Source organism: Streptomyces sp. NPDC093085, assembly GCF_040683935.1.
GTDB lineage: Bacteria > Actinomycetota > Actinomycetes > Streptomycetales > Streptomycetaceae > Streptomyces.
In genome coordinates this window covers 269,099-294,303 of record NZ_JBFBFB010000006.1, presented here as the reverse complement: position 1 = coordinate 294,303, position 25,205 = coordinate 269,099, and the positions used below count along the sequence as shown (strand labels likewise).

The following is a 25,205-nucleotide window of genomic DNA, read 5'->3' as shown; positions in this document are numbered from 1 at the left end:
TCACGGCCGTGCCGCCGGCCCTGCGGTCACTCCACGCCGACGAGGAGCGGCGCGGACTGCCGGCCGCCCCGGTAGACCACGGTGTCGACGGCGAGATGGCCCTCCCGTACGTAGCTCTCCAGGCGCCCGGCGAGCGTCCCGGGTACGTCCTCGCCGAGGACCAGGGTCACCAGTTCGCCGCCGGCCGCGAGCATCCGGGAGAGCACCGTCTCCGCGGTGGCGGCGAGGTCGGTGCCGATGACCGCCACGTCGCCGTCGATCAGCCCCAGTATGTCGCCGGCCTGGCAGACGCCCGCCGTGGTCCACGACTGGTGCTCCGCCACGGCCAGTTCGGCGTACCGGGTGGCGCCGGCTGCGCTGGTCATGGCGACAACGTCCTCGTCGAAGCGGCGTTCCGGCTGGTGCACGGCGAGCGCGGCGATGCCCTGGACGGCGGCCCTGGTGGGGATGAGGGCGACGCGTACGCCTTCGGTACGGGCCTGTTCGGCGGCTGCGGCGGCGGTGTGCCGCAGGGCGGCGTCGTTGGGCATGAGGACCACCTCGCGGGCGTGCGCGCGCCGGATCGCCTCGACGAGTTCGCCGCTGGCGGGCGGTTCTCCGGGGCGGGCCAGCACGGTGGTCGCGCCGGCCTCGGCACAGAGCCCGGCCAGGCCCTCGCCGGGGACGACGGCGACGACGGCGCGCTGGACGCGCGGCTCCTCGGCGGCGGCGCCGAAGTGGGTGATACGGATCCGGTACGGGCGGCCCGCCTCGACGCCCGCCTCGACGGCGGCGCCCGCGTCGTCGACATGGACGTGCACGTTCCACAGTCCGTCGCCGCCGACGACCACCAGGGAGTCGCCGAGTCCGTCGAGCCTGCCCCGTAGCCGGGCCACGGCCGCCTCGTCCGCCTCCAGCAGGTAGATCACCTCGAAGGCGGGCCCGCCCTGGGCGGCGCACGCCGCGTCGGCGGGGCCGTCGAGGGCGGGGTGGCCGGGGCGGCGCGAGGCGGGCGGGAGCGCGGCGGGGGCCTCGCCGGTGAGGGCGTTCACCAGCGCGCCGAGGACGGTGAGCAGCCCCCGGCCGCCCGCGTCCACGACGCCGGCCCGGCCCAGCGCGGGGAGCTGCCCCGGGGTGGCGTCGAGCGCGGCCCGCGCCCCCGCGTAGGCGGCCCGTACGGTCCCGGCCGCGTCGGCCCCGTACGGTGCGGCCTCCCCGGTCCCGTGCGCCCCGTACGGCGCGTTCCGCGCGCCGTACGTCGCGCCCTGCGCCGCGCCCCGTGCCGCGTCCTCGGCCGCGTCGGCGGCGGCGCGGGCCACGCTCAGGATCGTGCCCTCGACGGGGTGCGCAACGGCCTCGCGGGCGAGCTCGGCGGCGCGCCGCAGCGCCCCGGCGAGCCGCGCCCCGTACGCGGCGTACGGGGCCTCCCGCGCCGTCCCGTCCGGGCGGTCCCCGTGATCCCCGTCACCGCCTGCGTCACCGGGCGGCTCGTCCGTCAGCACCTCGGCCATGCCGCGCAGGAGCTGCGCCAGGATCGTCCCGGAGTTCCCCCGGGCGCCGATCAGCGCACCGTGTGCCATGGCCCGTACGGCGTCGGCCGGGGCGGGCTCCGAGGCGCCGGCGGTGCCCGTCCCGTACGCGGCGAACACCGCCTCGACCGCCTGTGCGGCGGACTCCACGGTCAGGTAGAGATTGGTCCCGGTGTCCGCGTCCGCGACCGGATAGACGTTGATCGCGTCGATCTCCTCGCGCTCCCGGCCCAGGGCCTCCAGCGCCAGCGCGCACCAGCTCCGCACCGCTGCGGCGTCGAGGGTCTGCGGCACCTGCGGGGTCCTCCTCCGTCGGCTGGGGGTGTTGCGAGAAGGGTATAGTTTCCGGCTACCGAGGCAGGCGTTGTATGCTGCTGCGGTTGCCCGATGAAAGTCGGGCCAATCCCCCGGCAAAGCGACGTCGGCGACATCTCACGTTCGTCGAACCAGCCACGCCGGATTTCTCTGTACGAGCATCTGAAGTCTTTGGAGTGACCCGTGGCTGCCAACTGCGACGTCTGCGGCAAGGGGCCGGGCTTCGGCAACAGCATTTCCCACTCGCACCGCCGTACGCCCCGTCGCTGGAACCCGAACATCCAGCGCGTGCGTGCCGTGGTCGGTCGGACGCCGAAGCGCCTCAATGTCTGCACTTCGTGCATCAAGGCCGGCAAGGTCTCGCGCTGACGCCCGCGTCGTAGCGCAGCCCCTGCGGTTGCCTTGAAGGGCCGGTCCCGCCTCCGGGTGGGACCGGCCCTTTGCCGTGCGCGCCGTCAGCCCCGGAAGCGCCAGGCGTGGTCCACCGGGCCGATTCCCGCGCCCAGCGGGAAGCCGTGCGCGATCGCCCCGGTGACGTACTCCTTGGCCGCCCCGACCGCCGCCACCACGTCCTGGCCGGCCGCGAGCCCGGAGGCGATCGCCGCGGCGTAGGTGCATCCGGTGCCGTGCGTATGGCGGTTCTCGTGGCGCGGGGCGCGCAGCCAGTGCTCCTGGTCGCCGTCGGTCAGCAGGTCCACCGCGTCCCCCGGCAGGTGCCCGCCCTTGATCAGCGCCCAGCGCGGGCCGAACTCCAGGACGGCGTGGGCCGCGCGCCGCAGGTCGGCCTCCTCGGTGACCCGTACGCCGGTGAGCTGGGCCACCTCGTCCAGGTTGGGGGTGGCCACCGTGGCGACCGGAAGCAGCCGCCTCCGTACCCCGTGCAGCGCCGACGCGGCCAGCAGGGGGTCTCCGTGCTTGGAGACGCCCACCGGGTCGACCACCACGGGGGCGTCGGTACCGGCGAGCAGTTCGGCGACCGCGTCGACGAGGACGGCGGAGGAGAGCATCCCGGTCTTCACGGCCTGGACGCCGATGTCCCCCACCACGCTGCGGTACTGCGCCCGCACCGCCTCCACCGGCAGTTCCCAGGCGCCCTGGACGCCCTGGGAGTTCTGCGCGGTGACCGCGGTGAGCACACTCATGCCGTGGACGCCGAACGCCAGCATGGTCTTGAGGTCCGCCTGGATGCCCGCACCGCCGCCGGAGTCGGATCCGGCGACGGTGAGTACGCGGGGAGGTACGGGTACGGGGACGGGCACGGATATCGCCATGGGTCCGAATCTACGGGGTGTCCTCGATGTCGCCGAAGTGGTCCCAGCCGCCCTTGCGGGTCCACGGGGCGCCGTCGACCGTCACCTGGGGCAGCGCGGACGGGTTGAGGACCTCCCCGATCACCTTCCAGCGCGCCGGGAGTTTGGCGTCCATGGGGAACGTCGCGACGATCGCGTGGTCCTCTCCCCCGGTCAGCACCCACTGGAGCGGGTCGACGCCGACCGCCTGGCCGATGTCGTTCATCTGCGAGGGGATGTCGATCAGCCCTGAGCGCAGGTCGATACGGACCTGGCTGGCCTCCGCGATGTGCCCGAGGTCCGCGACGAGGCCGTCGCTGACGTCGGTCATGGCGGTGGCGCCGAGACCGGCCGCCGCGGGGCCCGCGTGGTACGGCGGCTCCGGCCTGCGGTGCGCCTCCACGAAGGCGCGCGGCGAGCGGAAGCCCCGCGAGAGCACCGCGTGCCCCGCCGCCGACCACCCCAACCAGCCGGTGTAGGCGACCACATCGCCCGGGCGGGCGCCCGAGCGGGTCACCGGCTCGTGGTTGCGCAGATCACCGAGGGCGGTGATGGCGATCGTGATGGTGTCGCCGCGCACCACGTCGCCGCCGACCACGGCCGCGCCGGCGACCTGGCACTCGTCGCGGATGCCGTCCATCAGCTCGGTGGGCCAGGTGACCGGGAGTTCGGCCGGTACGACCAGGCCGAGGAGGAGCGCGGTGGGCACCGCGCCCATGGCCGCGATGTCGGCCAGGTTCTGCGCGGCGGCCTTGCGGCCCACGTCGTACGCGGTCGACCAGTCGCGCCGGAAGTGCCGCCCTTCGAGGAGCAGATCCGTACTCGCCACGACCCTGCGGTCGGGGGCCGCCACCACCGCGGCGTCGTCGCCCGGCCCGAGCCGGACCGCCGGGGTGGTGGTGAGCCGGGACGTCAGCTCTCCGATGAGCCCGAACTCCCCCAGCTCGCCCACGGTTCCCTTCACCGAGTCTCCCCTCTCTTCGCTCTCTCTTCGCCGGGCCGCCTCTGCGGTCGCGGTCCCTCACTGCTCCCATGACGCCCACCAGGTCGCTGACCTGCGTCAACAACGGTGGACGTCAGGTCATGCCCTCTTGATGCGGCACACTCCGCGCCGTACGCGCCGTGCCCCGCACCGTACGGTGCGCACACCATGGCGCGCCCCCGCGTCAACGTGGGCCTTTGTACGCCACCCCGCGGGCGCCACCGGACCCCCGGGTCTCCCCGCCGCCGTGGGCGACGCGATACCGTGGCGTCTCTTTCCCCCCACATGATCCTCGTGGCCGCCCTGGAGGTTCCGTGGTACAGGCGTACATCCTTATTCAGACCGAGGTGGGCAAGGCGACGTCCGTCGCCGAGACCATCGCGAAGATTCCGGGAGTCATCCAGGCCGAGGACGTCACAGGACCCTACGACGTGATCGTCCGGGCCCAGTCGGACACCGTCGACGAACTGGGCCGCATGGTGGTCGCCAAGGTCCAGCAAGTGGAAGGCATCACCCGCACCCTGACCTGCCCGGTCGTCCATCTCTAGACCGCCCCCGTCTACGCTTGGCCGGTGATACGTTCCCGTCGCCCTCTTCCGAGCCGCAGGCTATCCGGCCGCTCTCTCGCCCGCTTTCCCGCCGTCGCCGTCCTTCTGACGGCGGCGGCGGGCTGTTCTCCGACGGACGCCCCGGCGACGGTCACGGTTCCGAGCCCCTCCGCGCCGGAGGCCGCCCTGTGCCGCGCCCTGCACAAGGAACTCCCCCGGAGCCTCGCGGGCCTCGACCGTGCGGACCCGAAGCCGGCCTCGGCGCTGACCGCGGGGTGGGGGGACGGCGCGATCGTACTGCGCTGCGGGGTCCCCCGGCCCGCGAGGATGGACGACCCCCAGGCGCAGGCGGTGGAGGCGGACGGGGTCAACTGGATGCTGGAGGAGCGGGACGACGGGCCCCGGTTCACCACGACGTACCGCGAGACCTATGTGGAGGTCACGATGGACACGCGGTTCGCGCATGACATCACCCCGCTCGCGGGGCTGGCGGGACCGGTCGCGAAGACGGTCCCGCCCAGCCTGTAGGGCCTGTCCCCCGTGTCCCCGCCGGCTCAGCGCAGGCCGGTCGGGCGGCGCAGCGCCGCCTGGAGGAGCCGGTCCACCAGCTCCTCGTAGCCGACCCCGCTCTCCTGCCACATGCGCGGGTACATGGAGATGGGGGTGAACCCCGGCAGGGTGTTGATCTCGTTGATGACGAAGCCGTCCTCGGTGAGGAAGAAGTCCGCGCGGACCAGCCCCTCGCAGGAGACCGCGTCGAACGCCGCCACCGCGAGCCGCTGGACCTCCGCGGTCTCCTCGGCGGTGAGCGGCGCGGGCACCAGGCCGGTGGCCGCGTCGATGTACTTGGCCTCGAAGTCGTAGAAGTCGTGGGCCGTGACCGGGGGGATCTCGGCGGGCACGCTGGCGCGCGGGCCGTCCTCGAACTCCAGGACGCCGCACTCGATCTCCCGGCCGCGCAGCAGCGACTCGACCAGGATCTTGGGGTCGTGGCGGCGGGCCTCGGCGATCGCCTCGTCGAGCCCGGAGGCGTCGTCGACCTTGGTGATGCCCATGGACGAGCCGCCCCGCGCGGGCTTCACGAAGAGCGGCCAGCCGTGGTCGGCGGCGAACTCCGTGATCCTGCGGCGCGCGGCGGCCGCGCCGTCCGGGCGCTCCCACTCGCGGGGCCGGATCACCACGTACGGGCCGACGGGCAGCCCGAAGGAGGTGAACACCCGCTTCATGTACTCCTTGTCCTGGCCGACGGCGGAGGCGAGGACGCCCGCGCCGACGTACGGGATCCCGGAGAGCTCCAGCAGCCCCTGGAGGGTGCCGTCCTCCCCGTACGGGCCGTGCAGCACCGGGAAGACCACGTCGACGTCGCCGAGCACCTTGGGGACGGAGCCCGGTTCGCTGTAGACGACCTCACGGCTGCCCGGGTCGACGGGGAGGACGACGGTGCCGTCCGCGGACTCGGCGATCTGCTCGACGCTCGGCAGGGCGCGGTCGGCGATGCCCATGCGCTCCGGATCGTCGGCGGTGAGCGCCCAGCGTCCTTCGGTGGTGATGCCGATGGGGAGGACGTCGTACTTCGTCCGGTCGATGGAGCGCAGGACGGCGCCGGCGGTGACCACGGAGATGGCGTGCTCGGAGCTGCGGCCGCCGAAGACCACGGCCACGCGCGGCTTGCGGGCCGGCCGTACGGGGCCGGGCTCCGGGGTGTTCCCGAGGGGGCGCTCAGGGCTGGGTGAGGAGTTCTCGCTGCTCATATCGCGATGAGCGTACCTGCTGGTACCGCCCGAGTCAGCGCCGCTCGGGCTTGGCGCTGCGCGACATCAGCTCCTTGAGTGACACGAGCGGCGACTTGCCGTTGTGGACGATGTCCACGACGGTTTCCGTGATGGGCATGTCGACGTCGTGGCGGCGCGCCAGATCCAGCACGGACTCACAGGACTTGACGCCTTCCGCGGTCTGTTTGGTGACCGCGATGGTCTCCTCCAGCGTCATGCCCCGGCCGAGGTTGGTACCGAAGGTGTGGTTCCGGGAGAGCGGCGAGGAACAGGTCGCGATGAGATCGCCCATTCCGGCGAGTCCGGAGAAGGTGTGCGGGTCGGCGCCCATGGCGAGACCGAGCCGGGTGGTCTCGGCGAGGCCCCGGGTCATCAGGGACGCCTTGGTGTTGTCGCCGAGGCCCATCCCGTCGGCGATGCCGACGGCGAGTCCGATGACGTTCTTGACGGCGCCGCCGAGCTCGCAGCCCACCACGTCGGTGTTGGTGTACGGGCGGAAGTACGGGGTGTGGCAGGCGGCCTGGAGCCGCTGGGCGACCGTCTCGTCGGCGCAGGCGACGACGGCGGCGGCGGGCATCCGGCCGGCGATCTCCTTGGCGAGGTTGGGCCCGGTGACCACGGCGACGCGCTCCGCCGGGGCCTTGGCGACCTCCTCGACGACCTCGCTCATCCGCTTGGCGGTGCCGAGTTCGACGCCCTTCATCAGCGAGACGAGGACGGTGTCGGAGGGGAGCACGGGCGCCCATCGCGCGAGGTTGCCGCGGAGCGTCTGGGAGGGCACGGTGAGGACGGTGAACTCGGCGTCCCGCGCGGCCTCGGCGGGGTCCGTGGTGGCGCGTACGCCGGCGGGGAGTTCGAAGCCCGGCAGGTAGTCGGGGTTGGTGCGGGTGGTGTTGATGGAGTCGGCGATCTCGGGGCGCCGGCCCCAGACCGTCACGTCGCATCCGGCGTCGGCGAGGACCATGGCGAACGCCGTTCCCCAGGACCCCGCTCCGAAGACGGCGACGCGCGTCACTTGGACCCCTCTTCCGCGGCCTTGCGCCGCTGTTCTTCCCTGGCCTTGCGGTAGTCGTACGAGACGGTGGGCACCGGCTCGCCGCGTACCTCGGACAGCAGTTCCGTGATGGCGGCCATGATGACCTCGGTTGCCTCGCGCAGCAATTCGGGGTCGATCTCGCGGTCGTAGAAGCGCGTCAGATCGACGGGCGGGCCGACCAGCACATGGTGCGTCTTGCGCGGGAAGAGGTCCGGCTTGGTGGCGTACGGGGGGAGGACGAGGTTGGCGCCCCACTGGGCGACGGGGATGACCGGGCACTTCGTCTGGAGGGCGACCCGGGCGACGCCGGTCTTGCCGGTCATGGGCCACAGGTCGGGGTCGCGGGTGAGGGTGCCCTCGGGGTAGAACGCCACGCACTCGCCCCGTTCGACGGCGTCGATGGCGGCGCGGAAGGCGCTCAGCGCGTCGCTGGTCTCGCGGTAGACGGGGATCTGCCCCGTGCCGCGCATGACGGAGCCGACGAACCCCTTGCGGAAGAGGCCGTCCTTGGCGAGGAAACGCGGCAGGCGGCCGGTGTTGTACTGGAAGTGGGCGTAGGCGAGCGGGTCGAGATGCGAATTGTGGTTCACCGCGGTGATGAATCCGCCGTCGGCCGGAATGTGCTCCGCGCCCCGCCAGTCCCGTTTGAGGAGAAGGGTCAGCGGCGGTTTTGCGATCACCGCCGCCAGGCGGTACCAGAAGCCGATTCTACGGCGGGACACTCGGACACCTTCCTTTTCTCGCCGGGCTCGCCCCGGCCGACGGGGGTCAAGTGTGGCCCCGGTCCCCCGGTCTGTCGAGAACACCGTACGCCCCGGTCCGCGGACCGGGCCTGTGGGTGGGCGGGGTGCCGGGCCACAATAGAGGTCCGGTACACACGGGCCACAGGTGGGCCACCGCACAGGGAGGGAGAGCGGACGCGGAGATGGAGCCGGAGCTCGCCACGCACACCGACCCGGCCGCGCCGTGGTCCCTGGTGGTGCCGTTGAAGCCGCTGCGGATCGCGAAGAGCCGGCTGGCCCGGGCGACGGGCGAGGCGCTGCGCCCCCGGCTGGCCCTGGCGTTCGCGCTGGACACGGTGGCGGCGGCGCTGGCCTGCCCCGTGGTGCGGGACGTGGCGGTGGTCACCGACGACCCGACGGCGGCGGGCGAGCTGGCCGCGCTGGGCGCCCGGATCGTGCCGGACACCCCCGCGGACGGCCTCAACGCGGCGCTCGCGCACGGGGCGCTGGCGGTGCGGGCGGTGCGTCCGGGGGCCGCGGTGGCGGCGCTCAACGCGGATCTGCCCGCGCTGCACCCGGCGGAACTCGGCCAGGTCCTGACGGCGGCGGAGTCTTTTCCCCGTGCTTTTCTCGCGGACGCCGTGGGAATCGGTACCACTTTGCTGACGGCTGCCCCGGGGGTGGAATTGAATCCGGCTTTCGGCGGGGAGTCGAGAATGCGGCATCTGACGACCGGGGCGGTGGAAATCATTCTGGCCTCGGTGGATTCCGTACGGCGGGATGTCGATACCGGCGAGGATCTGCTGGCGGCGGCTGAGCTGGGGCTCGGGCCGCGCACGGCGCTGCGGTACGAGGGGTACGCGGCGTCCGGGCCGGGGTGCTGAGGCCCTGGGGACGGCGATACGCTGCGGTGATGCAGGCGACCTCGTACACATACGATCCCGAGACCCGCTGCGGGAGTGTGCTGCTCGACGACGGCACTCCGGTGGAGTTCGACGCGGCGGCCTTCGACGCGGGCGGGCTGCGGCTGCTCCGACCGGGTCAGCGGGTACGGATCGAGACCGAGCCGGTGCCCCGGGGCGAGGGCGTGCGCATCACACTGGTGACCCTTCAGACGCTCTGAGTTTCCGCGTCACCTCTTTTCGCGGCAGCCTCGTGGGGCGCCGCGAGGGAGCTGCCCACAGCGGCCCGCAAGGCGCCCGTACCGTGCCCGCCCGCCGCCCGGCCAGCGCCGTCCGCCCCGTCACACGCCGCGGGCCGGGCTCCCCGAGGGGAGCCCGGCCCGGCGCGTACGGCCTTGTCAACCGCTTCCTGCCTACTTCTTCCTGGCGACGACCTTCTTCGCCGTGGTGGTGCGCGCGGTGGCCTTGCGCGCGGGGGCCTTCTTGGCCGTCGCCTTCTTGGCCGGGGCGGTCTTCTTGGCGGTGGCCTTCTTGGCCGCGCCGGTGGCCTTCTTGGCGGTCTTCTTCGCGGTGGCGGTGGTCTTCTTGGCGGTGGTCTTCTTCGCCGTCGCGGTGGTCTTCTTGGCGGCGGTGGTGCGGGCGGCCGTGGCCTTCTTGACCGCGGTCTTCCGCGCCGTGGTGGCCACCTTCTTGGCGGTGGCCTTCTTGGCCGCGGCCTTCACGGTCGTACGGGCGGAAGCGCCGCCCGAGAGGCTGCCCTTGGGGGCCTTCTTGACGGCCACATCGTTCTTCGGGAGCTTCTTCGATCCGCTCACGAGGTCCTTGAAGCCCTGGCCCGCGCGGAACCGCGGCACCGAGGTCTTCTTGACCCGTACGCGCTCGCCCGTCTGCGGGTTACGGGCGTACCGCGCCGGGCGGTCGACCTTCTCGAACGAGCCGAAGCCGGTCACCGAGACCCGGTCGCCCGCGACCACCGCGCGGACGATCGCGTCGAGTACCGCGTCGACCGCGTCGGCGGCCTGCTGGCGCCCGCCGACCTTGTCCGCAATCGCTTCTACGAGCTGCGCCTTGTTCACGTCTTCCCCTTCGGAAACATTGCCAGAACGAAAGTGTTCAAGCTTTTTCGCACGTTAGGCAGATATATACCGCAAATCAAACACGAAACGGGCTAATCACCCTAGTGCCGCAACGAAGTCGGCTCGACGGAGTTCCGGCGGGTCAGCGACCTTCCGGAAAACGCCCCTCGTCGAGGTCCTTCATCAAGCGGTCCAGACGCCTTGCCGCGTCCGGGAGATCGTGCTTCGCCGCGGCCGTGATGACCAGCAGCTTCCGTGAGAGAGCTTGTCGCACGCCCTCCGGGACCTGCAGTGCACGCACCTTCGCGTGCGCATCTTTGAGTTGTTCGGCGACTAACCCGTAGAGCTTGAGTTGGCTGTCGCGTTCCATGCACCGATTGTGCCATCTGGGGCGAGTTGTCGCCCGACAGGGGCTCAACAAGCAACTGCACCCCCTGCCGGGAGGCAGGGGGTGCAGAAGGGGAAACGCGCTGATCAGACCGTGATTGTGCGTGGTTTGAAGGAGGGCCTCGCGGCCTCGTACGCGGCGATGTCGGGCTCGTTCTGAAGGGTGAGGCTGATGTCGTCGAGCCCGTTCAGGAGCCGCCAGCGGGCGTTCTCGTCAAGCTCGAAATCGGCCACAAGCGTTGCTCCGTCGGAGGAGGCCGCCCGGACCTGGCGCTGCTCCAGGTCGACCGTGACCTCCGCCGTGGGGTCGCTCTCGGTGATCTTCCAGAGGGCGTCCACGACCGGCTGCTCCAGAACGACGGTCAGCAGGCCGTTCTTGAGCGAGTTGCCGCGGAAGATGTCGGCGAAGCGCGAGGAGATGACCGCCTTGAACCCGTAGTTCTGGAGGGCCCAGACGGCGTGCTCGCGGGAGGAGCCGGTACCGAAGTCGGGTCCGGCGACCAGAACCGTGGCTCCGGCGTACTCGGGCTGGTTGAGGACGAAGGACGGGTCCTTGCGCCACGCCTCGAAGAGGCCGTCCTCGAACCCGTCCCTGGTGACCTTCTTGAGCCAGTGGGCGGGGATGATCTGGTCGGTGTCGACATTGCCCCGGCGGAGCGGAACGGCCCGGCCGGTGTGGGTGGTGAAGGCTTCCATGGTTATCGCGCTCCAGCGGGCGTACGGTCGCCGGCACCGGCGTCGGACAGATCGGCGGGGGAGGCCAGATGGCCCAGTACGGCGGTGGCGGCGGCGACCTGCGGCGAGACCAGATGGGTCCGGCCGCCCTTGCCCTGCCTGCCCTCGAAGTTACGGTTGGACGTGGACGCGGAGCGCTCGCCGGGCGCGAGTTGGTCGGGGTTCATGCCCAGGCACATCGAGCACCCCGCGTGCCGCCATTCGGCGCCGGCCTCGGTGAAGACCTTGTCGAGCCCCTCGGCGACGGCCTGGAGGGCGACCCGTACGGAGCCGGGGACGATCAGCATCCGTACCCCGTCGGCGACTTTGCGGCCCTCCAGCAGGGCGGCTGCCGAGCGCAGGTCCTCGATACGGCCGTTGGTGCAGGAACCTACGAAGACGGTGTCGACCGTGATGTCGCGCAGCGGCTGCCCGGCGGTCAACCCCATGTACTCCAGGGCCTTTTCGGCGGCGAGGCGCTCCGAAGCGTCCTCGTACGAAGCAGGGTCGGGGACGCTCGCGGAGAGCGGCAGGCCCTGGCCCGGGTTGGTGCCCCAGGTGACGAACGGGGCGAGTTCCTCGGCCTTGATGAAGACCTCGGCGTCGAAGACCGCGTCGTCGTCGGTGCGCAGCGTCTTCCAGTACGCGACGGCCGTGTCCCAGTCGTCGCCCTGGGGTGCGTGGTCGCGGTCCTTGAGGTAGTCGAAGGTGATCTGGTCCGGGGCGATCATGCCCGCCCTGGCGCCGGCCTCGATGGACATGTTGCAGATGGTCATCCGGGCCTCCATCGAGAGCTTCTCGATGGCGGAGCCGCGGTACTCCAGGATGTACCCCTGGCCGCCGCCGGTGCCGATCCGCGCGATGATCGCGAGGATGAGGTCCTTGGCGGTGACATCGGCGGGCAGTTCGCCCTCGACGGTGATGGCCATGGTCCGGGGCCGGGCCATCGGCAGCGTCTGGGTCGCGAGGACGTGCTCGACCTGGCTGGTGCCGATGCCGAACGCGAGCGCGCCGAAGGCGCCGTGGGTGGAGGTGTGGCTGTCGCCGCAGACCACGGTGGTGCCGGGCTGGGTCAGACCGAGCTGGGGTCCCACGACATGGACGACGCCCTGCTCGACGTCGCCCAGCGGGTGGAGCCGTACCCCGAACTCCGCGCAGTTCTTGCGCAGGGTCTCCAACTGGACACGGGAGACGGGGTCCGCGATGGGCTTGTCGATGTCGAGGGTCGGGGTGTTGTGATCCTCGGTCGCGATGGTGAGGTCGAGGCGCCGGACGCTCCGGCCGTTCTTGCGGAGACCGTCGAACGCCTGGGGGCTGGTCACCTCGTGCAGCAGGTGCAGATCGATGAAGAGGAGGTCGGGCTCGCCCTCGGCGCGCCGGACGACATGGTCGTCCCAGACCTTCTCCGCGAGTGTCCTACCCATCGCTTTCCCTCCGGCCGGCCTCTCATGGCCGGCTCTCCTAGAGATATGTGGGGCCCACGTCCGTACCCCACGCTCCGGACGCCGGCGGGGGACCCTTGGTCATGGGCCCGTCTCCCGCGGACCCGATTCCGCGGGCCCGTACCTACCAGGTTGGCAAGTTCTCCGGAAAATTGAACTTGCGTTTCACAGAGTGAGACGCGAGTATCGTTTCATGGACAACTCTAGCGGCGTCGGCGTTCTCGACAAGGCGGCTCTGGTATTGAGCGCCCTGGAGTCCGGTCCGGCCACCCTCGCCGGGCTGGTCGCGGCGACCGGGCTCGCACGACCCACGGCCCACCGGCTGGCCGTGGCACTCGAACACCACCGGCTGGTGGCGAGGGACATGCAGGGCCGGTTCATCCTCGGCCCCCGGCTGGCCGAGCTGGCCGCCGCGGCGGGCGAGGACCGTCTGCTCGCCACGGCGGGGCCGGTCCTCACCCATCTGCGGGACCTGACCGGGGAGAGCGCGCAGCTCTACCGCCGCCAGGGCGACATGCGGATATGTGTGGCGGCGGCGGAGCGGCTCTCCGGACTGCGGGACACGGTCCCGGTGGGCTCCACCCTGACCATGAAGGCGGGCTCCTCGGCCCAGATCCTGATGGCCTGGGAGGAGCCGGAGCGGCTGCACCGCGGCCTCCAGGGCGCCCGCTTCACGGCGACGGCGCTCTCGGGCGTACGGCGCAGAGGGTGGGCCCAGTCGATCGGCGAGCGCGAGCCGGGCGTGGCCTCGGTCTCGGCGCCGGTACGGGGCCCGTCGAACCGGGTGGTCGCGGCCGTCTCGGTATCCGGACCGATCGAGCGGCTGTCGCGCCATCCGGGGCGGATGCACGCCCAGGCCGTGATCGACGCGGCGGGGCGGCTGAGCGAGGCGCTGCGCCGCGCGGGCTGACCCCCGCTCCGGTCACGCTCTCCCTTCACGCTCCCCCTTCCCCGCCGCTCACCTCTCCCGCTCGCCCCTCCCTCACTCCCCCGGGCCGCTCCAGCGCCGTAGCGGCCCCACCTCCCCCACAGACCTCAGGGCCCCCTCGCACCTCATCCCGTCCCCCGATCGGGACGAGGCCGAGGCGAGCCACCCGGCGCCGCGCGTCCCGCGCCCGGCGCCCCGCGTTCACGCCGCCGGGCTCTTCTTCACGGCCAGCCGGTCCGCCGCGCGGTCGCCGCGCCTGCCGACCGGGATCACCCCCGTCGCCGCGCCGAGGCCGAACTCCGGCATGTTGACGTAGACGGTCTCGTACGAGCCCGCCGGGACCAGATAGGTCTCGTGCCAGAACCCGACCCCGGCGCCGCCCGCCCGCGCCCTGCGGTTGAACGCCGCCCAGGCCGGCCGGTGCCCCCGGTCCGGGGCCGCCGCGTACGCCAGCAGCTTCTCCCGGGACTCCCAGTACTGGACGAGGTAGGCCAGCCGGGCCCCGCCGACCAGGAAGCGGGCGCCTATCAGCCCGCCGGCCGGGTCCTCGGTCAGCTCCTTCAGCATCCTCGGCATGGCCCGCATCACCGGCCACCAGTCGCGCGGGGAGCGGAACTTGTTGATCCGCATCCCGATCAGGAAGACCACCACGCCGTCCTCGGCCGCCGCGGTCATCCGCCCTTCGATCACCTGTGCACTCATGACGCCCCCATCGATCTCTCGCCTTCGCCAAACTGGATAGCTCGACTATCCATGATTGGATAGTGGCACTGTCCAAGGAAAGGTGCAAGCGGGATGCGCATGAAGGAACTGAGCGATCGCAGCGGGGTGCCCACCGCCACGATCAAGTACTACTTGCGCGAGGGGCTGCTCCGGCCGGGCCGCCGGATCAACGCCACGCAGGCGGCGTACGACGAGGAGCATCTGCGCCGGCTGCGGCTGGTGCGGGCGCTGATCCAGGTGGGGCGGATGCCGGTGGCGACGGCGCGGGAGGTCCTGGTGGCCGTGGAGGACGATGCGCTGGACCTCCACAGCCGGATCGGGGCGGCGGTCTGGTCGCTCCCGGCCGACTTCCCGGACACGGGGGCGAAGACGCCGGGCACGGCGCCGCCGCCGGACGCGGAGGCCCCCGTACCGGACGCGGCACCGGATCCGGTGGTGGCGGCCGCCGAGGAGCGGGCGACGGAGTTGCTGGTGCGGCTCGGCTGGAGCTTCGGCAGCGCGGCGCGGGGCGAGTCCCCGGCGTACCGGACGCTCGTCGAGGCGATCGCGGCGCTGGAGCGGAGCGGGTATCCGTGCGCGATGGAGGACCTGCTCGCGTACGGGCGGTGTGCGGACCAACTCGGCGTCGTGGACATCGACATGATCGAGGCGTACGAGCCGGGCACGCGGATGGTGGAGGCGGCGGTCGCCTCGACGGTGCTCTACGAACCGGTGTTGCTGAGCCTGCGGCGGCTGGCCCAGGCGGAGGAGTCGAACCGCCGCTTCGGCGACGGGGGTTGAGGGAAACGAAAAGACCCTCCCCGAAGGGAGGGTCTGATCTGGTACCCCCGACCGGATTCGAACCGGCGCTACTGCCGTGAGAGGGCAGCGTGCTAGGCCGCTACACAACGGGGGCAAGCCTTGCGGCGAGCTGGGCTACCAGGACTCGAACCTAGAATAACGGAACCAGAAACCGTCGTGTTGCCAATTACACCATAGCCCATGGTGATTCAAGTGAATCAGTACCCCCGACCGGATTCGAACCGGCGCTACTGCCGTGAGAGGGCAGCGTGCTAGGCCGCTACACAACGGGGGCCTTTGGCGATCCTGCATCGACGTTCCCGGGTGCGACCCGAGGACATCGGAGAGAAGGATCAGTACCCCCGACCGGATTCGAACCGGCGCTACTGCCGTGAGAGGGCAGCGTGCTAGGCCGCTACACAACGGGGGCGTGTTCGCAGAAGACAGTCTGCGCTGGGCTACCAGGACTCGAACCTAGACTAACGGAACCAGAAACCGTCGTGCTGCCAATTACACCATAGCCCACCAAAGCTGAACCCCCTGGTGGGGGCCTTGTCTGGCGTGCGCTTCCCGGTCGTTCCTCGCGGTTTTCCCGGGCGGCGCAGGAAGAACATTACCTGATCGCGGACAGGCCACCAAAACGAGATTGCCCGCGGAGTACGGCGGGCAACTGCCCCAGATCGGTGATCCGCACCAGCTCGGGACGGCCGCCGACGCCGCCCCGGTCCAGCCAGACCCCGGCCAGCCCGGCGGCGACGGCGCCGCCGGCGTCGATGTCCGGCTCGTTCCCGACGTACGCGACCTCGCCGGGGTCGAGGGCGAGGGCGGCGCAGGCGGCGTGGAAGGCGGCGGCATCGGGTTTGGAGACACCGAGTTCGACGGCGCAGAGCACGCTCTCGAAGTGATCGCGTACGCCCAGGGCGCGGAGTTTCGGGTCCTGGTTGGCGATCGAGGAGTTGGAGAGCACGGCCTGGCGGTAGTCGGCGGCGAGCAGATCGAGGGCGGCGAGGCTGTCGGGGAAGAGGCTCCAGGCGGCCTGGTAGTGCGCGATGTACCGCTCGAACCAGGCGTCGGCCTCGGCGTCGCTCAGCTCCGCCCCGGTGAAGATCCGCACCCGCTCGCGCCGCTGCCCCAGGAAGTCCAGCTCCCCGGCGGCGAACCGCAGCCACTGGGAGTCGGTGATCCCCCGCCACCGTTCGAGGCTCCGCTCGACGGACTCCCCCGGCTCCTCCATCCCTTCGGCCGCGAGATGCCGCGCCATTCCGGCGCGGTCGGCGCTGGTGTGGTCGAAGAGGGTGTCGTCGATGTCCCAGAGGACGGCACGAATCGCCATGGAGCCGACGCTACCGCGCCGACGCGGCCCCCGTGGCGCCCGGGACGGGGCGGACGGGGGCGGCCCGGGAGCGAAGAGGGAGCGGACCGGGGGCGGGGGCGCGGAGTGGACCGCCCGGGCGGGCGGTCCGGCGCGGGGGCCGGGCCGGACGCCGGTCAGTGGTCGTCCCAGTGCCCCTCGTGACCGGCGTGACGGTGGCCGTCGTGCACATAGTCGACGTGCCCCTCGTGCGGCACCGCGACATGCCCGCACCCCTCGCCATGACGGTGGGCGTGGTCGTCGTGGGTCACATGGCCCGCGGTCCGGCACTCGTCGGTGTGGTCCTCGTGGGCGCGGTGGAGGTGGCCGTCGTGTACGTAGTCCACGTGCCCCTCGTGCGGCACGGCCACGTGGCCGCAGCCTTCGCCGTGGCGGTGGGCGTGGTCGGGGTGGGTGGCGTGTGTGGTGTCCATAAGCCACATGGTGGCCCGGGCCGGCCCCCCTCGCAGCTTGAGCGGGGCGGGCGGGGGCCGCCCCGCTGTCGGGCCGGGGTCAGGCCGGGATCAGCAGTTGTCCCCGATGGCGTCCATCAGCTTGCCGAAGCCCTGGTCGTAGTTGTCGGCGTAGTCGCCGGCGCGTACGGTCCGGCACTCCTTGGTGCCGTTGTTGTAGTTGATGAAGGCACCGCTCCGGTTGGCCCGGAACGAGTACACGTGGTCGTGGAACTCCGCCGGGAGGTCCCGGTAACCGCCCTTCCAGACCAGGAGTTGGCCGCCACCGTTCTTCTTGGTCCAGAGACAGATGGCGTTGGCCTCGCAGGCCGGAGCGGCAGTGGACGGGGTGATGGTGGCGAGTGTGGCCAGCACGGCCGTTCCGGCGACGACCAGTGCTTTCACCTTGCGCAGGGACATATGTCCTCCTCTCGGGCGGGCGCCCCGGAACGGCGGAAATCCCGTTACAGGCGGAGAGCGCCCTCGATGGAGGGATATGCCCAGGGGTGCGCTCGTTAAGTGAGCGCACCCCTGTCGCGTGAAGCGTGCAGAGGTGAACCACGCACCTCCTGGTGCCCCGCTTCACCGGCGCGCACGACGGGGCGCGCGGGGCGGATGCGTTCACCTGTCGCGGTGCCCTCCCCCGAGGGCACGGGTGGCGACCGTGGCGGTCCCGCCCGCGCCCGCACGGCGGTCCGCGCCGGTCACGCCCCCAGCTTCGCCAGCGCCGCGTCGATACGGGCCAGGGTGCGGTCGCGGCCCAGGAGTTCCAGGGACTCGAAGAGGGGGAGGCCCACCGTGCGGCCCGTGGTGGCCACGCGGACCGGGGCCTGGGCCTTGCCGAGCTTGAGGCCGTGTTCCTCGCCGGCCGCCAGGACCGCGTTCTTGAGGGACCCGGCGGTCCACTCCGCCTCCGCGATCTTCGCGCGCGCCGTGGTGAGCAGCGCGTCCGCGCCCGGCTTCATCGCCTTCGCCCAGGACGCCTCGTCCTCGACCGGCTCGTCCAGGAAGAGGAAGTCGACGTTGGCGGTGATGTCCGAGAGGACCGTGACCCGGGTCTGGGCGAGCGGGGCGAGTGCGTCGAAGGCGGCCGGGTCGAAGTTCTCCGGGGCCCAGGGGGCGTGCGGGGCCTTCAGCCAGGGGGCGCAGGCGTCCGCGAACGCCTTCGGGTCCAGCATCCGGATGTGGTCCGCGTTGATCGCCTCGGCCTTCTTCAGGTCGAAGCGGGCCGGGTTCCCGTTGACGTCCGCGATGTCGAACGCCGCGACCATCTCGTCCATCGAGAAGATGTCCCGGTCGGCCGAGAGCGACCAGCCCAGCAGCGAGAGGTAGTTGAGCAGTCCCTCGGGGAGGAAGCCGCGCTCCCGGTAGAGGTTGAGGGACGACTGGGGGTCGCGCTTGGAGAGCTTCTTGTTGCCCTCCCCCATGACGTAGGGGAGGTGGCCGAAGGAGGGGACCTCCGACGCCAGGTCCAGTTCGATCAGGGCCTGGTACAGGGCCACCTGGCGCGGTGTGGAGGAGAGCAGGTCCTCGCCGCGCAGGACATGGGTGATGCCCATCAGCGCGTCGTCGACGGGGTTGACGAGCGTGTAGAGGGGCGCCCCGTTGGCGCGGACGATGCCGTAGTCCGGGACGTTCTCCGGGGTGAAGGTCAGCTCGCCGCGTACCAGGTCCGTGAAGGTGATCGGCTCGTCGGGCATCCGGAAGCGGACGATGGAGCCGCGCCCCTCCGCCTCGTACGCCGCCCGCTGCTCCGCGCTCAGGTCCCGGCAGTGGCCGTCGTACCCGGAGGGCCGCCCCGCCGCGCGTGCCGCGTCCCTGCGGGCGTCCAGCTCCTCCGTCGTGCAGTAGCAGCGGTACGCGTGGCCGGCCGCCTGGAGCTTCTCGGCGACGTCGCGGTAGAGGTCCATGCGCTGCGACTGGCGGTACGGGGCGTGCGGGCCGCCGACCTCGGGGCCCTCGTCCCAGTCGAGGCCCAGCCAGCGCAGCGCGTCGAGGAGCTGGACGTAGCTCTCCTCGGAGTCGCGCGCCGCGTCGGTGTCCTCGATGCGGAGCACCAGGGAGCCGCCGGTGTGGCGGGCGTACGCCCAGTTGAAGAGGGCGGTACGGACCAGGCCCACATGGGGGTTGCCGGTCGGGGAGGGACAGAAACGTACACGGACGGGTGCGCTAGCCACGCTTGATCACCTTGTTGGTGAGAGTGCCGATGCCTTCGATGGTGACGGCGACCTCGTCGCCGACGGTGAGGGGGCCGACCCCCGCGGGGGTGCCCGTGAGAACGACGTCGCCGGGGAGCAGCGTCATCGCCTCGGTGATGTTGACGATCAGGTCCTCGATGGAGTTGATCATGTCGCTCGTACGGCCGAGCTGCCGCTGTTCGCCGTTGACCGTGCACTGGATGGTGAGGTCGGAGGGGTCGAGTTCGGTCTCCACCCAGGGGCCGAGCGGGCAGGACGTGTCGAAGCCCTTGGCGCGCGCCCACTGCTTCTCGCTGCGCTGGGTGTCGCGGGCGCTGACGTCGTTGGCGCAGGTGTAGCCGAAGATGACGTCCTTGACGCGTTCGCGCGGCACCTCGCGGCACATCCGTCCGATGACGACGGCGAGTTCGGCCTCGTAGTGCACCTCGTTCGAGAAGGACGGGTACTCGATGGCGTCGCCGGAGCCGATCACCGAGGTGGTGGGCTTGAGGAAGGCGAACGGCACGTCGGGGACGGCGTTGCCCAGCTCCGCCGCGTGCTCCGCGTAGTTGCGCCCGTACGCCACGACCTTGTTGGGCAGGACGGGCGGGAGCAGCCGCACCTTGCTCAGCGGGACCTTGGTGCCCGACAGTTCGAAGTCGGTGTACGGAATGCCCTTGATGATGTCGAGGACGAGGCCGGCGGTGGAGCCGGCGGCGTCGCCCTCGACCGCGCCGAAGGCGACATTGCCGTCGATGGAGAATCTGGCGATGCGCACGGAAGCTGTCGCCCTTCGCTTGCTGGGTGCTTGCTGAGTGGTCTGGTCGCCCGCCGGGATGGCCCCGGAGGACGCCTCAGGCTAACGCGGCCCGCGAAGAACCCTGGACCTTCACCGCCTCCCACGCCTTCCACCGCTTCGACGGCTCCGTGAACGGCGGGTGCCTCCGGTGCGTATAACACGGCACGGGCGGGCGAACGGGCGGCAGAAGCGGGCAGGGGCTGATCGTGCGGGGCGTACGGGACGACCGGAGCGGGCGGCACAAGGGGTGCGCGCGGCGTGCGCGGAGCGGGCGGCGTACGGGGTGCGCGCCGGCATCCGGAGCCGGGGCGCACCCCGTACGACGGGACGTCCGGCGTTACGCCGTGGCCTCCGCCGTGCCGGGCTGTACGGCCGGGGCGGTCATCAGCGTCGTACGGCGCGGGTTTGCCGTACGGTTCGGGAGTGCGGCGGCGTGTTCCGGCCGGTCGGCCTGGTCGGTACGGACCAGTTCCTCGGCGTCCTTCAGGTGCGCCAGCGTGGTGCGCCGGGGGTTGGCGGTGTTGCGGAACATCATCGTTGTCTTCTGCGGACTCATCTGCGCTGTCAGACCTTGTCGGGGTACGGGCGCCGGAACGCCGGTTGTCGGATGTGCCATACCTGTAAAGCGTCAGGCTAAACATCGAATTCCCGGCAGAAGTCGTGAACGATCGCCGATCACCGTGTGAGTTTCCTCACCAACCACCCGGCATATCACCCATTCCGGACCCGAGTTGGTGACCAAGGAAACGGACAATGAAGTACTGAACGTGACATTCCGCTGCTGATCATCCGGACTGGGACACCCCCCACCCGTACGCGGCTCGTACGCGAAAGTCCGATTCCTCCGCGAAACCTTTCCACGGCCGGTGACTCGCCGCTCACGCCGTGTCATTCCGGTCACAGGGCGCCCCACCGCCCTTGTTGGAGATCCTGCACTGTGCTGGAATTCCCCCCACCGCCGCGGGTTTGGATGTGCCGGCGCGCAGGGGCGCAACGCAGCGCCGAGTGGCGGTGGGGAAGGGGAGCAGCGCCGGTCACTCACGACCACCATGGGGGGCGGGTTTCCGCGCCCCACGACGCCGACACCGTTCCGCCGTCCAGCGGGGGAACGCCTGGTCCAGAGGTTGCGACGCTAGTGCAGGGACGTTACAAGAGGGATGGCAGCGCTGCGGCGGAGCAGGAGCACCGCGGCGGATCCGACCGCGGCTCCTCGCCCCAGCACACCCAGAACCCGGGCCCGGGCCCGGCTCCGTCGGACGGCCAGGGCGGCGGTCGGAGCGGTCATCAGGGGCCCGGGGGCCCCGCTCCCAGGAGCGGACCGGGCAAGGGCGGCCTCGGCGCGCCCGCCATGCCGCCGGCTCCGCAGACGGTCTCCAGCGGGACGGCGCCGGGCGATCCGGGGAACCGAATAGCCCTGCGCAACTGGCGCATCAGCACCCGTCTGGTGGCGCTGCTGACCCTTCCCGTGGTCGCCGCCACCACGCTGGGCGGACTCCGTATCAACGAGTCCCTCAACGACATGCAGCAGCTCGAACACATGCAGCTGCTCACCAAGATGACCAAAGAGGCGACCACGCTCGCCCAGGCGCTCCAGGCCGAGCGCGACGAGTCCGCGGGCCCGCTGACCAACGGCGCCGACGCCAAGGACTTCAAGGTCCAGGACCGCCGCACCAAGACCGACCGGGCCAAGAAGGCCTTCCTCGACGCCACGGTGGACATCGGCAACACCGAGGGCGACCAGGCGCTGGAGAGCATCCGCTCGAACGTCAACCAGATTGCCACCCAGGTCAACCGCATCAACACCATCCGCAAGGACGCGTACAGCGGCACCGGTTCCGACTCGCTGACGGTCGACGCGTACGACGGGCTGATCACCTCGCTGCTGAGCCTCTCGCAGGACATGGCGCAGGCGACCAACAACCCCGACATGATCAAGCGGACCCGCGCGCTCGCCGCGTTCTCGTCCGCCAAGGAGTACGCCTCCATCCAGCGCGCGATCATCGCCGCCGCGCTCCCCGCCGACCCTTCGAAGAAGGGCAAGCTCGACGAGAACGACCGGCTCTACGGTCTCGCGGCGGCGACCAAGGAGAAGAACGCCCTCACCTCGTTCAGCTTCCTGTACGAGTCGATGGGCGGCGACGCCGAGTCGCTGATGGCCCCGCTCAACGGGCAGGGCAACCCCGAGATCCAGGCGTCCGAGAAGTACGCGGACCGGGTGCTCAGCACCGCCGACGGCCTCCAGAGCCAGCCCAACCGCTCGTATCTGGACTGGACCGACCAGGCGTCCACCCGGCTCAACGCGATGAAGACCATCGAGGCGACGCTCCTCGGCGAGATGGAGAGCAAGGCGCGCGAGCTGCGCACCCAGTCGCAGCGCGACGCGCTCATCAACGCCGCGCTGATCCTCATCGTCCTCGGTGTCTCCCTCGTCGGCGCCTTCGTGGTCGCCCGCTCCATGATTCGCTCGCTGCGGCGGCTCCAGGACACGGCCACCCGGGTCGCCCAGGACCGGCTGCCCGAGCTGGTCAAGCAGCTCTCCGACTCCGACCCGCAGGACGTCGACACCTCCGTCGAGTCGGTCGGTGTGCACTCCCGGGACGAGATCGGGAAGGTCGCCGCGGCCTTCGACGACGTGCACCGCGAGGCCGTCCGGCTCGCCGCCGAGCAGGCACTGCTGCGAGGCAACGTCAACGCGATGTTCACCAACCTGTCGCGCCGCAGCCAGGGCCTCATCCAGCGCCAGCTCGCCCTCATCTCCGAACTGGAGTCCCGCGAGGCCGACCCGGACCAGCTCTCCTCGCTCTTCAAGCTCGACCACCTCGCGACCCGTATGCGCCGTAACGGCGAGAACCTCCTCGTCCTCGCGGGCGAGGAGCCGGGGCGCCGCTGGACCCGGCCGGTGCCGCTGGTCGACGTGTTGCGCGCCGCCGCCTCCGAGGTGGAGCAGTACGAGCGCATCGAGCTGGCCTCCGTGCCGACCACCGAGGTCGCCGGGCGGGTCGTCAACGACCTCGTGCACCTCCTCGCCGAGCTGCTGGAGAACGCCACGTCGTTCTCCTCGCCGCAGACGAAGGTCCGGGTCACCGGTCACGCGCTGCCCGACGGCCGGGTGCTGGTGGAGATCCACGACACCGGTATCGGCCTCTCCCCCGAGGATCTCGCGGCGATCAACGAGCGGCTCGCCTCGCCGCCCACCGTGGATGTCTCGGTCTCGCGCCGCATGGGTCTCTTCGTGGTCGGCCGGCTCTCGCTCCGCCACGGCATCAGGATCCAGCTCAGGCCTTCCGACTCCGGGGGGACGACCGCGCTGGTCATGCTCCCCGTCGATGTCGCGCAGGGGAACAAGAAGGCCCCCGCGGGGCGGCCCGGCGGGGCAGGGCCCGGCCAGGGTCCGATGGGCCAGCAGGCACCGAACGGCGCGGGCCAGCTCCCCGGAGGCCCCGGTGGCCAGGGCGGCCCCGGTGCTCCCGGGGCTCCCGGCGGCGCGCCCGGCGGGCTGCTCGGTGCCGGTGCTCCGCGCGGCCAGGTCGGTGCCGGTGCGGGGCCGCGCGCGGCGCTGCCCTCGCGCGGGGACGGGGCGCCGGGCGGCGGGCCGCAGGGCGGCTCGAACGACCCGCAGCGGACCGGATCCGGCCAGCCCAGCATCTTCGCGCAGAACGCCTTCGGGCCGGGGTCGCAGGGGCCCTCGTCGCAGGCTCCGTCCGGACAGGGTCCCGGGCAGGGCGGCCAGGGCGGTCCCGGGCAGGGTCAGGGCCGTACCGACCGCTCCGGTGTCGCGAACGCGTTCGGCCAGGCACCCGGCGGCCCCGGCAACCAGGGCGGCCCCGGCGGCTCCGGCCAGGGGCAGAACGGTTTCAGCGGGCGCGCCCAGAACGCCTTCCAGCAGGGCGGCGCCCCCGCCCCCCAGCGCGACCGGCAGCTCCCGCCGCCCGGCGGGCCGCGCGCCGAGCTCCCCGGCGGCACCCCGCAGCCGTCCCGCCCGGGGACCCCGGGCTGGGGCGACGGCCACCAGGGCCGTCCCTCGCCGGACGCCCCGCGCGGCCACGAGGAGCACGGGTCCGGCAACCAGTTCGCCCGCCCCTCCGGCGAGCGGCAGGGCCCCGGCTCCACCTCCGAGTTCCCCCGGCCGGACTTCGACGGGCCCCGCCCGGACCAGAACGGCCCGCTCGGCGGCGGCCAGGACCCGGCGTCCACGGCCCCGTTCGCGCGCCCCGACTTCAACGCCCCGGCCCCGTACTCCGCGCCTTCCGGGGAGTACGGCAGCCAGCAGCAGGGCGGCACGGACTACGGCCGGCAGAACGAGAACGACGGCTACCGGCCGCAGTCGCAGTCCGGCTTCGCCACCGGCCAGCAGGACTTCAACGCCCCGCGCCCGCCCGCGCCCGCCACGGCGCCCGGCGGCGAGGGCGACTACCAGCGGCCGAGCCTGCCGCCGCAGCCCCAGCCGGAGGCGCTGCCCCCGGCCTCGGGCCCCGGTGACGGCCGTACGCCGCTCTACGACACGCTGGAGACCAACTGGTTCCACGCGTCGCAGGACACCGGCCGCCAGGACACCGGGCGCCAGGACACCGGCCCCCAGGGCGGCCCGATCGGCGACAGCGCGTTCGGCGGCGGCTCCCTGGGCGGCAACGGCTCCCTCGGCGGCGGTACGTTCGGCGGCGGTGCCGGATCCGGCTCGTACGACAGCGGTCTGCCGGCCAGGAACCCGGCCGCGGACAGCCCCTCGGCGCCGCCCCCGATGCCGCGCCGCGAACCGGGCGGCGCCCTCGGTGCCAACGGCGGCGCCAACGGCGCGGACACGAACGGCGCGGGCGCCACCTCCGGCAACGGCTTCGGCGTGGGCACCGGGCGCCCCGGCGTCAACGACCCGCAGAGCCGGCGCCCCGGGCTCAATGGCCTCGGCCAGGGCTCCGGGACCAACGGCTCCGGCTTCAACTTCTCCAGCGGCGGTTCGGACTCCCAGGGGTCCGCCGGGGGCGTGGGCGCCACCTCCTCCTGGCGTACCTCTCCCAACGATGAACTGGTACGCCAGGCCGAACGGGCCAAGAAGCCCCAGTCCGGCGGCGTCACCACATCCGGTCTGCCCCGCAGGGTGCCGCGCGCCAACCTGGTGCCCGGTACCGCGCAGGAACAGAACACCCAGGCCGGTCCGCAGGTCTCCCGCGCGCCCGCTGACGTGCGTGGCCGGCTGACCAATCTCCGTCGGGGTATCCAGCAAGGTCGTCAGGCGGGCAGCAACTCCCCGGCGAACAGCGGATTCAACCTCGGCACCTCTCACCAGCAGGAGCGTTAGTTGAGTCCG

Annotated in this window: 25 protein-coding genes and 5 tRNA genes; 8 read left to right on the top strand and 22 right to left on the bottom strand. The window is 71.9% G+C overall.

The annotated features are described in order from the left end of the window. Window positions 1–26: 26 nt before the first annotated feature. The gene (locus AB0O07_RS20050; protein ID WP_365634957.1) at window positions 27–1,802 is read right to left on the bottom strand and encodes a DAK2 domain-containing protein; all 1,776 of its coding nucleotides are present in this window, start codon (window positions 1,800–1,802) and stop codon (window positions 27–29) included. A 204-nt stretch (window positions 1,803–2,006) separates the two neighbouring features. Between AB0O07_RS20050 and rpmB the strand changes: the two genes are divergently transcribed. Beyond that, window positions 2,007–2,192 (top strand): 50S ribosomal protein L28, encoded by a 186-nt coding sequence (rpmB, locus tag AB0O07_RS20045; RefSeq protein ID WP_028426177.1) that lies wholly within the window; start codon window positions 2,007–2,009, stop codon window positions 2,190–2,192. An 86-nt stretch (window positions 2,193–2,278) separates the two neighbouring features. Here rpmB and thiD read toward each other — a convergent pair whose 3' ends face one another. Both thiD and AB0O07_RS20035 read right to left on the bottom strand, forming a co-directional pair. Next, window positions 2,279–3,094 carry a bifunctional hydroxymethylpyrimidine kinase/phosphomethylpyrimidine kinase gene (thiD, locus tag AB0O07_RS20040; protein ID WP_365634954.1) on the bottom strand — a complete coding sequence of 272 codons (816 nt, stop codon included), beginning with the start codon at window positions 3,092–3,094 and terminating at the stop codon, window positions 2,279–2,281. Between the two features lie 10 nt (window positions 3,095–3,104). After that, complete coding sequence (locus tag AB0O07_RS20035) at window positions 3,105–4,076, bottom strand: thiamine-phosphate kinase (RefSeq protein ID WP_365634951.1); 972 nt, start codon at window positions 4,074–4,076, stop codon at window positions 3,105–3,107. Between the two features lie 332 nt (window positions 4,077–4,408). Between AB0O07_RS20035 and AB0O07_RS20030 the strand changes: the two genes are divergently transcribed. Together AB0O07_RS20030 and AB0O07_RS20025 are read left to right on the top strand one after the other, a co-directional pair. Then, window positions 4,409–4,642, top strand: coding sequence for an Lrp/AsnC ligand binding domain-containing protein (locus AB0O07_RS20030; protein ID WP_365634948.1), 234 nt, complete (start codon window positions 4,409–4,411; stop codon window positions 4,640–4,642). Between the two features lie 105 nt (window positions 4,643–4,747). Then, the gene (locus AB0O07_RS20025) at window positions 4,748–5,170 is read left to right on the top strand and encodes a DUF3515 domain-containing protein (protein WP_365635305.1); all 423 of its coding nucleotides are present in this window, start codon (window positions 4,748–4,750) and stop codon (window positions 5,168–5,170) included. 26 nt (window positions 5,171–5,196) lie between these two features. Here the strand turns inward: AB0O07_RS20025 and AB0O07_RS20020 are convergent, their stop codons facing one another. From AB0O07_RS20020 to AB0O07_RS20010, 3 genes are read right to left on the bottom strand one after another with little or no spacing between them, the layout of a single operon-like run. Beyond that, a complete protein-coding gene (locus AB0O07_RS20020) occupies window positions 5,197–6,393 on the bottom strand; it encodes a D-alanine--D-alanine ligase family protein (protein WP_365634945.1) in 1,197 nt (398 codons plus the stop codon). 34 nt (window positions 6,394–6,427) lie between these two features. Continuing rightward, on the bottom strand, window positions 6,428–7,429 hold the full coding sequence (locus AB0O07_RS20015) for an NAD(P)H-dependent glycerol-3-phosphate dehydrogenase (RefSeq protein WP_365634943.1): 1,002 nt from the start codon (window positions 7,427–7,429) through the stop codon (window positions 6,428–6,430). Beyond that, a complete protein-coding gene (locus AB0O07_RS20010) occupies window positions 7,426–8,172 on the bottom strand; it encodes a lysophospholipid acyltransferase family protein (RefSeq protein ID WP_365634940.1) in 747 nt (248 codons plus the stop codon). The genes AB0O07_RS20015 and AB0O07_RS20010 overlap by 4 nt, the downstream gene beginning before the upstream one ends. A 203-nt stretch (window positions 8,173–8,375) precedes the next feature. Between AB0O07_RS20010 and cofC the strand changes: the two genes are divergently transcribed. Further along, entirely contained in the window at window positions 8,376–9,056 is a 681-nt protein-coding gene (gene cofC, locus AB0O07_RS20005) for a 2-phospho-L-lactate guanylyltransferase (protein ID WP_365634937.1), read from the top strand. Window positions 9,057–9,085: 29 nt separating this feature from the next. Next, window positions 9,086–9,295 (top strand): hypothetical protein, encoded by a 210-nt coding sequence (locus AB0O07_RS20000; RefSeq protein ID WP_365634934.1) that lies wholly within the window; start codon window positions 9,086–9,088, stop codon window positions 9,293–9,295. A 192-nt stretch (window positions 9,296–9,487) separates the two neighbouring features. On the opposite strand, the gene AB0O07_RS19995 is transcribed toward AB0O07_RS20000, so the two are convergent. From AB0O07_RS19995 to leuC, 4 genes are all read right to left on the bottom strand, one after another. Next, window positions 9,488–10,150, bottom strand: a complete 663-nt coding sequence (locus tag AB0O07_RS19995) for an HU family DNA-binding protein (protein WP_365634931.1) — start codon at window positions 10,148–10,150, stop codon at window positions 9,488–9,490. A gap of 142 nt (window positions 10,151–10,292) precedes the next feature. After that, window positions 10,293–10,520, bottom strand: a complete 228-nt coding sequence (locus AB0O07_RS19990; protein WP_365634928.1) for a hypothetical protein — start codon at window positions 10,518–10,520, stop codon at window positions 10,293–10,295. A gap of 104 nt (window positions 10,521–10,624) precedes the next feature. Further along, window positions 10,625–11,233 carry a 3-isopropylmalate dehydratase small subunit gene (gene leuD / locus AB0O07_RS19985; RefSeq protein WP_365634926.1) on the bottom strand — a complete coding sequence of 203 codons (609 nt, stop codon included), beginning with the start codon at window positions 11,231–11,233 and terminating at the stop codon, window positions 10,625–10,627. Window positions 11,234–11,235: 2 nt separating this feature from the next. Further along, a complete protein-coding gene (gene leuC, locus AB0O07_RS19980) occupies window positions 11,236–12,675 on the bottom strand; it encodes a 3-isopropylmalate dehydratase large subunit (protein WP_365634923.1) in 1,440 nt (479 codons plus the stop codon). A 211-nt stretch (window positions 12,676–12,886) separates the two neighbouring features. Here leuC and ndgR point away from each other — a divergent pair, with 211 nt between their 5' ends. Further along, complete coding sequence (gene ndgR, locus AB0O07_RS19975; RefSeq protein ID WP_365634920.1) at window positions 12,887–13,603, top strand: IclR family transcriptional regulator NdgR; 717 nt, start codon at window positions 12,887–12,889, stop codon at window positions 13,601–13,603. A gap of 219 nt (window positions 13,604–13,822) precedes the next feature. Here ndgR and AB0O07_RS19970 read toward each other — a convergent pair whose 3' ends face one another. Continuing rightward, window positions 13,823–14,323, bottom strand: a complete 501-nt coding sequence (locus tag AB0O07_RS19970) for a DUF4188 domain-containing protein (RefSeq protein WP_365634917.1) — start codon at window positions 14,321–14,323, stop codon at window positions 13,823–13,825. 93 nt (window positions 14,324–14,416) lie between these two features. Here AB0O07_RS19970 and AB0O07_RS19965 point away from each other — a divergent pair, with 93 nt between their 5' ends. After that, window positions 14,417–15,124 (top strand): MerR family transcriptional regulator, encoded by a 708-nt coding sequence (locus tag AB0O07_RS19965; protein ID WP_365634915.1) that lies wholly within the window; start codon window positions 14,417–14,419, stop codon window positions 15,122–15,124. Between the two features lie 39 nt (window positions 15,125–15,163). Here AB0O07_RS19965 and AB0O07_RS19960 read toward each other — a convergent pair. The 11 genes from AB0O07_RS19960 to AB0O07_RS19910 all read right to left on the bottom strand — a co-directional run bounded on the left by AB0O07_RS19960 (window position 15,164) and on the right by AB0O07_RS19910 (window position 20,459). Next, window positions 15,164–15,239, bottom strand: a tRNA-Glu gene (locus AB0O07_RS19960). 15 nt (window positions 15,240–15,254) lie between these two features. Next, window positions 15,255–15,326: transfer RNA gene (locus AB0O07_RS19955), tRNA-Gln, on the bottom strand. A 20-nt stretch (window positions 15,327–15,346) separates the two neighbouring features. Continuing rightward, window positions 15,347–15,419 (bottom strand) — tRNA-Glu (locus AB0O07_RS19950). Window positions 15,420–15,481: 62 nt separating this feature from the next. Next, window positions 15,482–15,554, bottom strand: a tRNA-Glu gene (locus tag AB0O07_RS19945). Between the two features lie 23 nt (window positions 15,555–15,577). Continuing rightward, window positions 15,578–15,649: transfer RNA gene (locus AB0O07_RS19940), tRNA-Gln, on the bottom strand. Window positions 15,650–15,737: 88 nt separating this feature from the next. Then, a complete protein-coding gene (locus AB0O07_RS19935; RefSeq protein ID WP_365634912.1) occupies window positions 15,738–16,457 on the bottom strand; it encodes an HAD family hydrolase in 720 nt (239 codons plus the stop codon). A gap of 155 nt (window positions 16,458–16,612) precedes the next feature. Further along, on the bottom strand, window positions 16,613–16,909 hold the full coding sequence (locus tag AB0O07_RS19930) for a hypothetical protein (protein ID WP_365634909.1): 297 nt from the start codon (window positions 16,907–16,909) through the stop codon (window positions 16,613–16,615). 90 nt (window positions 16,910–16,999) lie between these two features. Next, a complete protein-coding gene (locus AB0O07_RS19925; protein ID WP_365634906.1) occupies window positions 17,000–17,347 on the bottom strand; it encodes a peptidase inhibitor family I36 protein in 348 nt (115 codons plus the stop codon). Between the two features lie 284 nt (window positions 17,348–17,631). Continuing rightward, window positions 17,632–19,104, bottom strand: coding sequence for a glutamate--tRNA ligase (gltX, locus tag AB0O07_RS19920; RefSeq protein ID WP_365634903.1), 1,473 nt, complete (start codon window positions 19,102–19,104; stop codon window positions 17,632–17,634). Next, window positions 19,097–19,882, bottom strand: coding sequence for a fumarylacetoacetate hydrolase family protein (locus AB0O07_RS19915; protein WP_365634900.1), 786 nt, complete (start codon window positions 19,880–19,882; stop codon window positions 19,097–19,099). The genes gltX and AB0O07_RS19915 overlap by 8 nt, the downstream gene beginning before the upstream one ends. A gap of 358 nt (window positions 19,883–20,240) precedes the next feature. After that, window positions 20,241–20,459, bottom strand: a complete 219-nt coding sequence (locus AB0O07_RS19910; protein ID WP_365634897.1) for a hypothetical protein — start codon at window positions 20,457–20,459, stop codon at window positions 20,241–20,243. Window positions 20,460–21,038: 579 nt separating this feature from the next. Between AB0O07_RS19910 and AB0O07_RS19905 the strand changes: the two genes are divergently transcribed. Beyond that, the gene (locus AB0O07_RS19905; RefSeq protein ID WP_365634894.1) at window positions 21,039–25,196 is read left to right on the top strand and encodes a nitrate- and nitrite sensing domain-containing protein; all 4,158 of its coding nucleotides are present in this window, start codon (window positions 21,039–21,041) and stop codon (window positions 25,194–25,196) included. Window positions 25,197–25,205 lie beyond the last annotated feature (9 nt).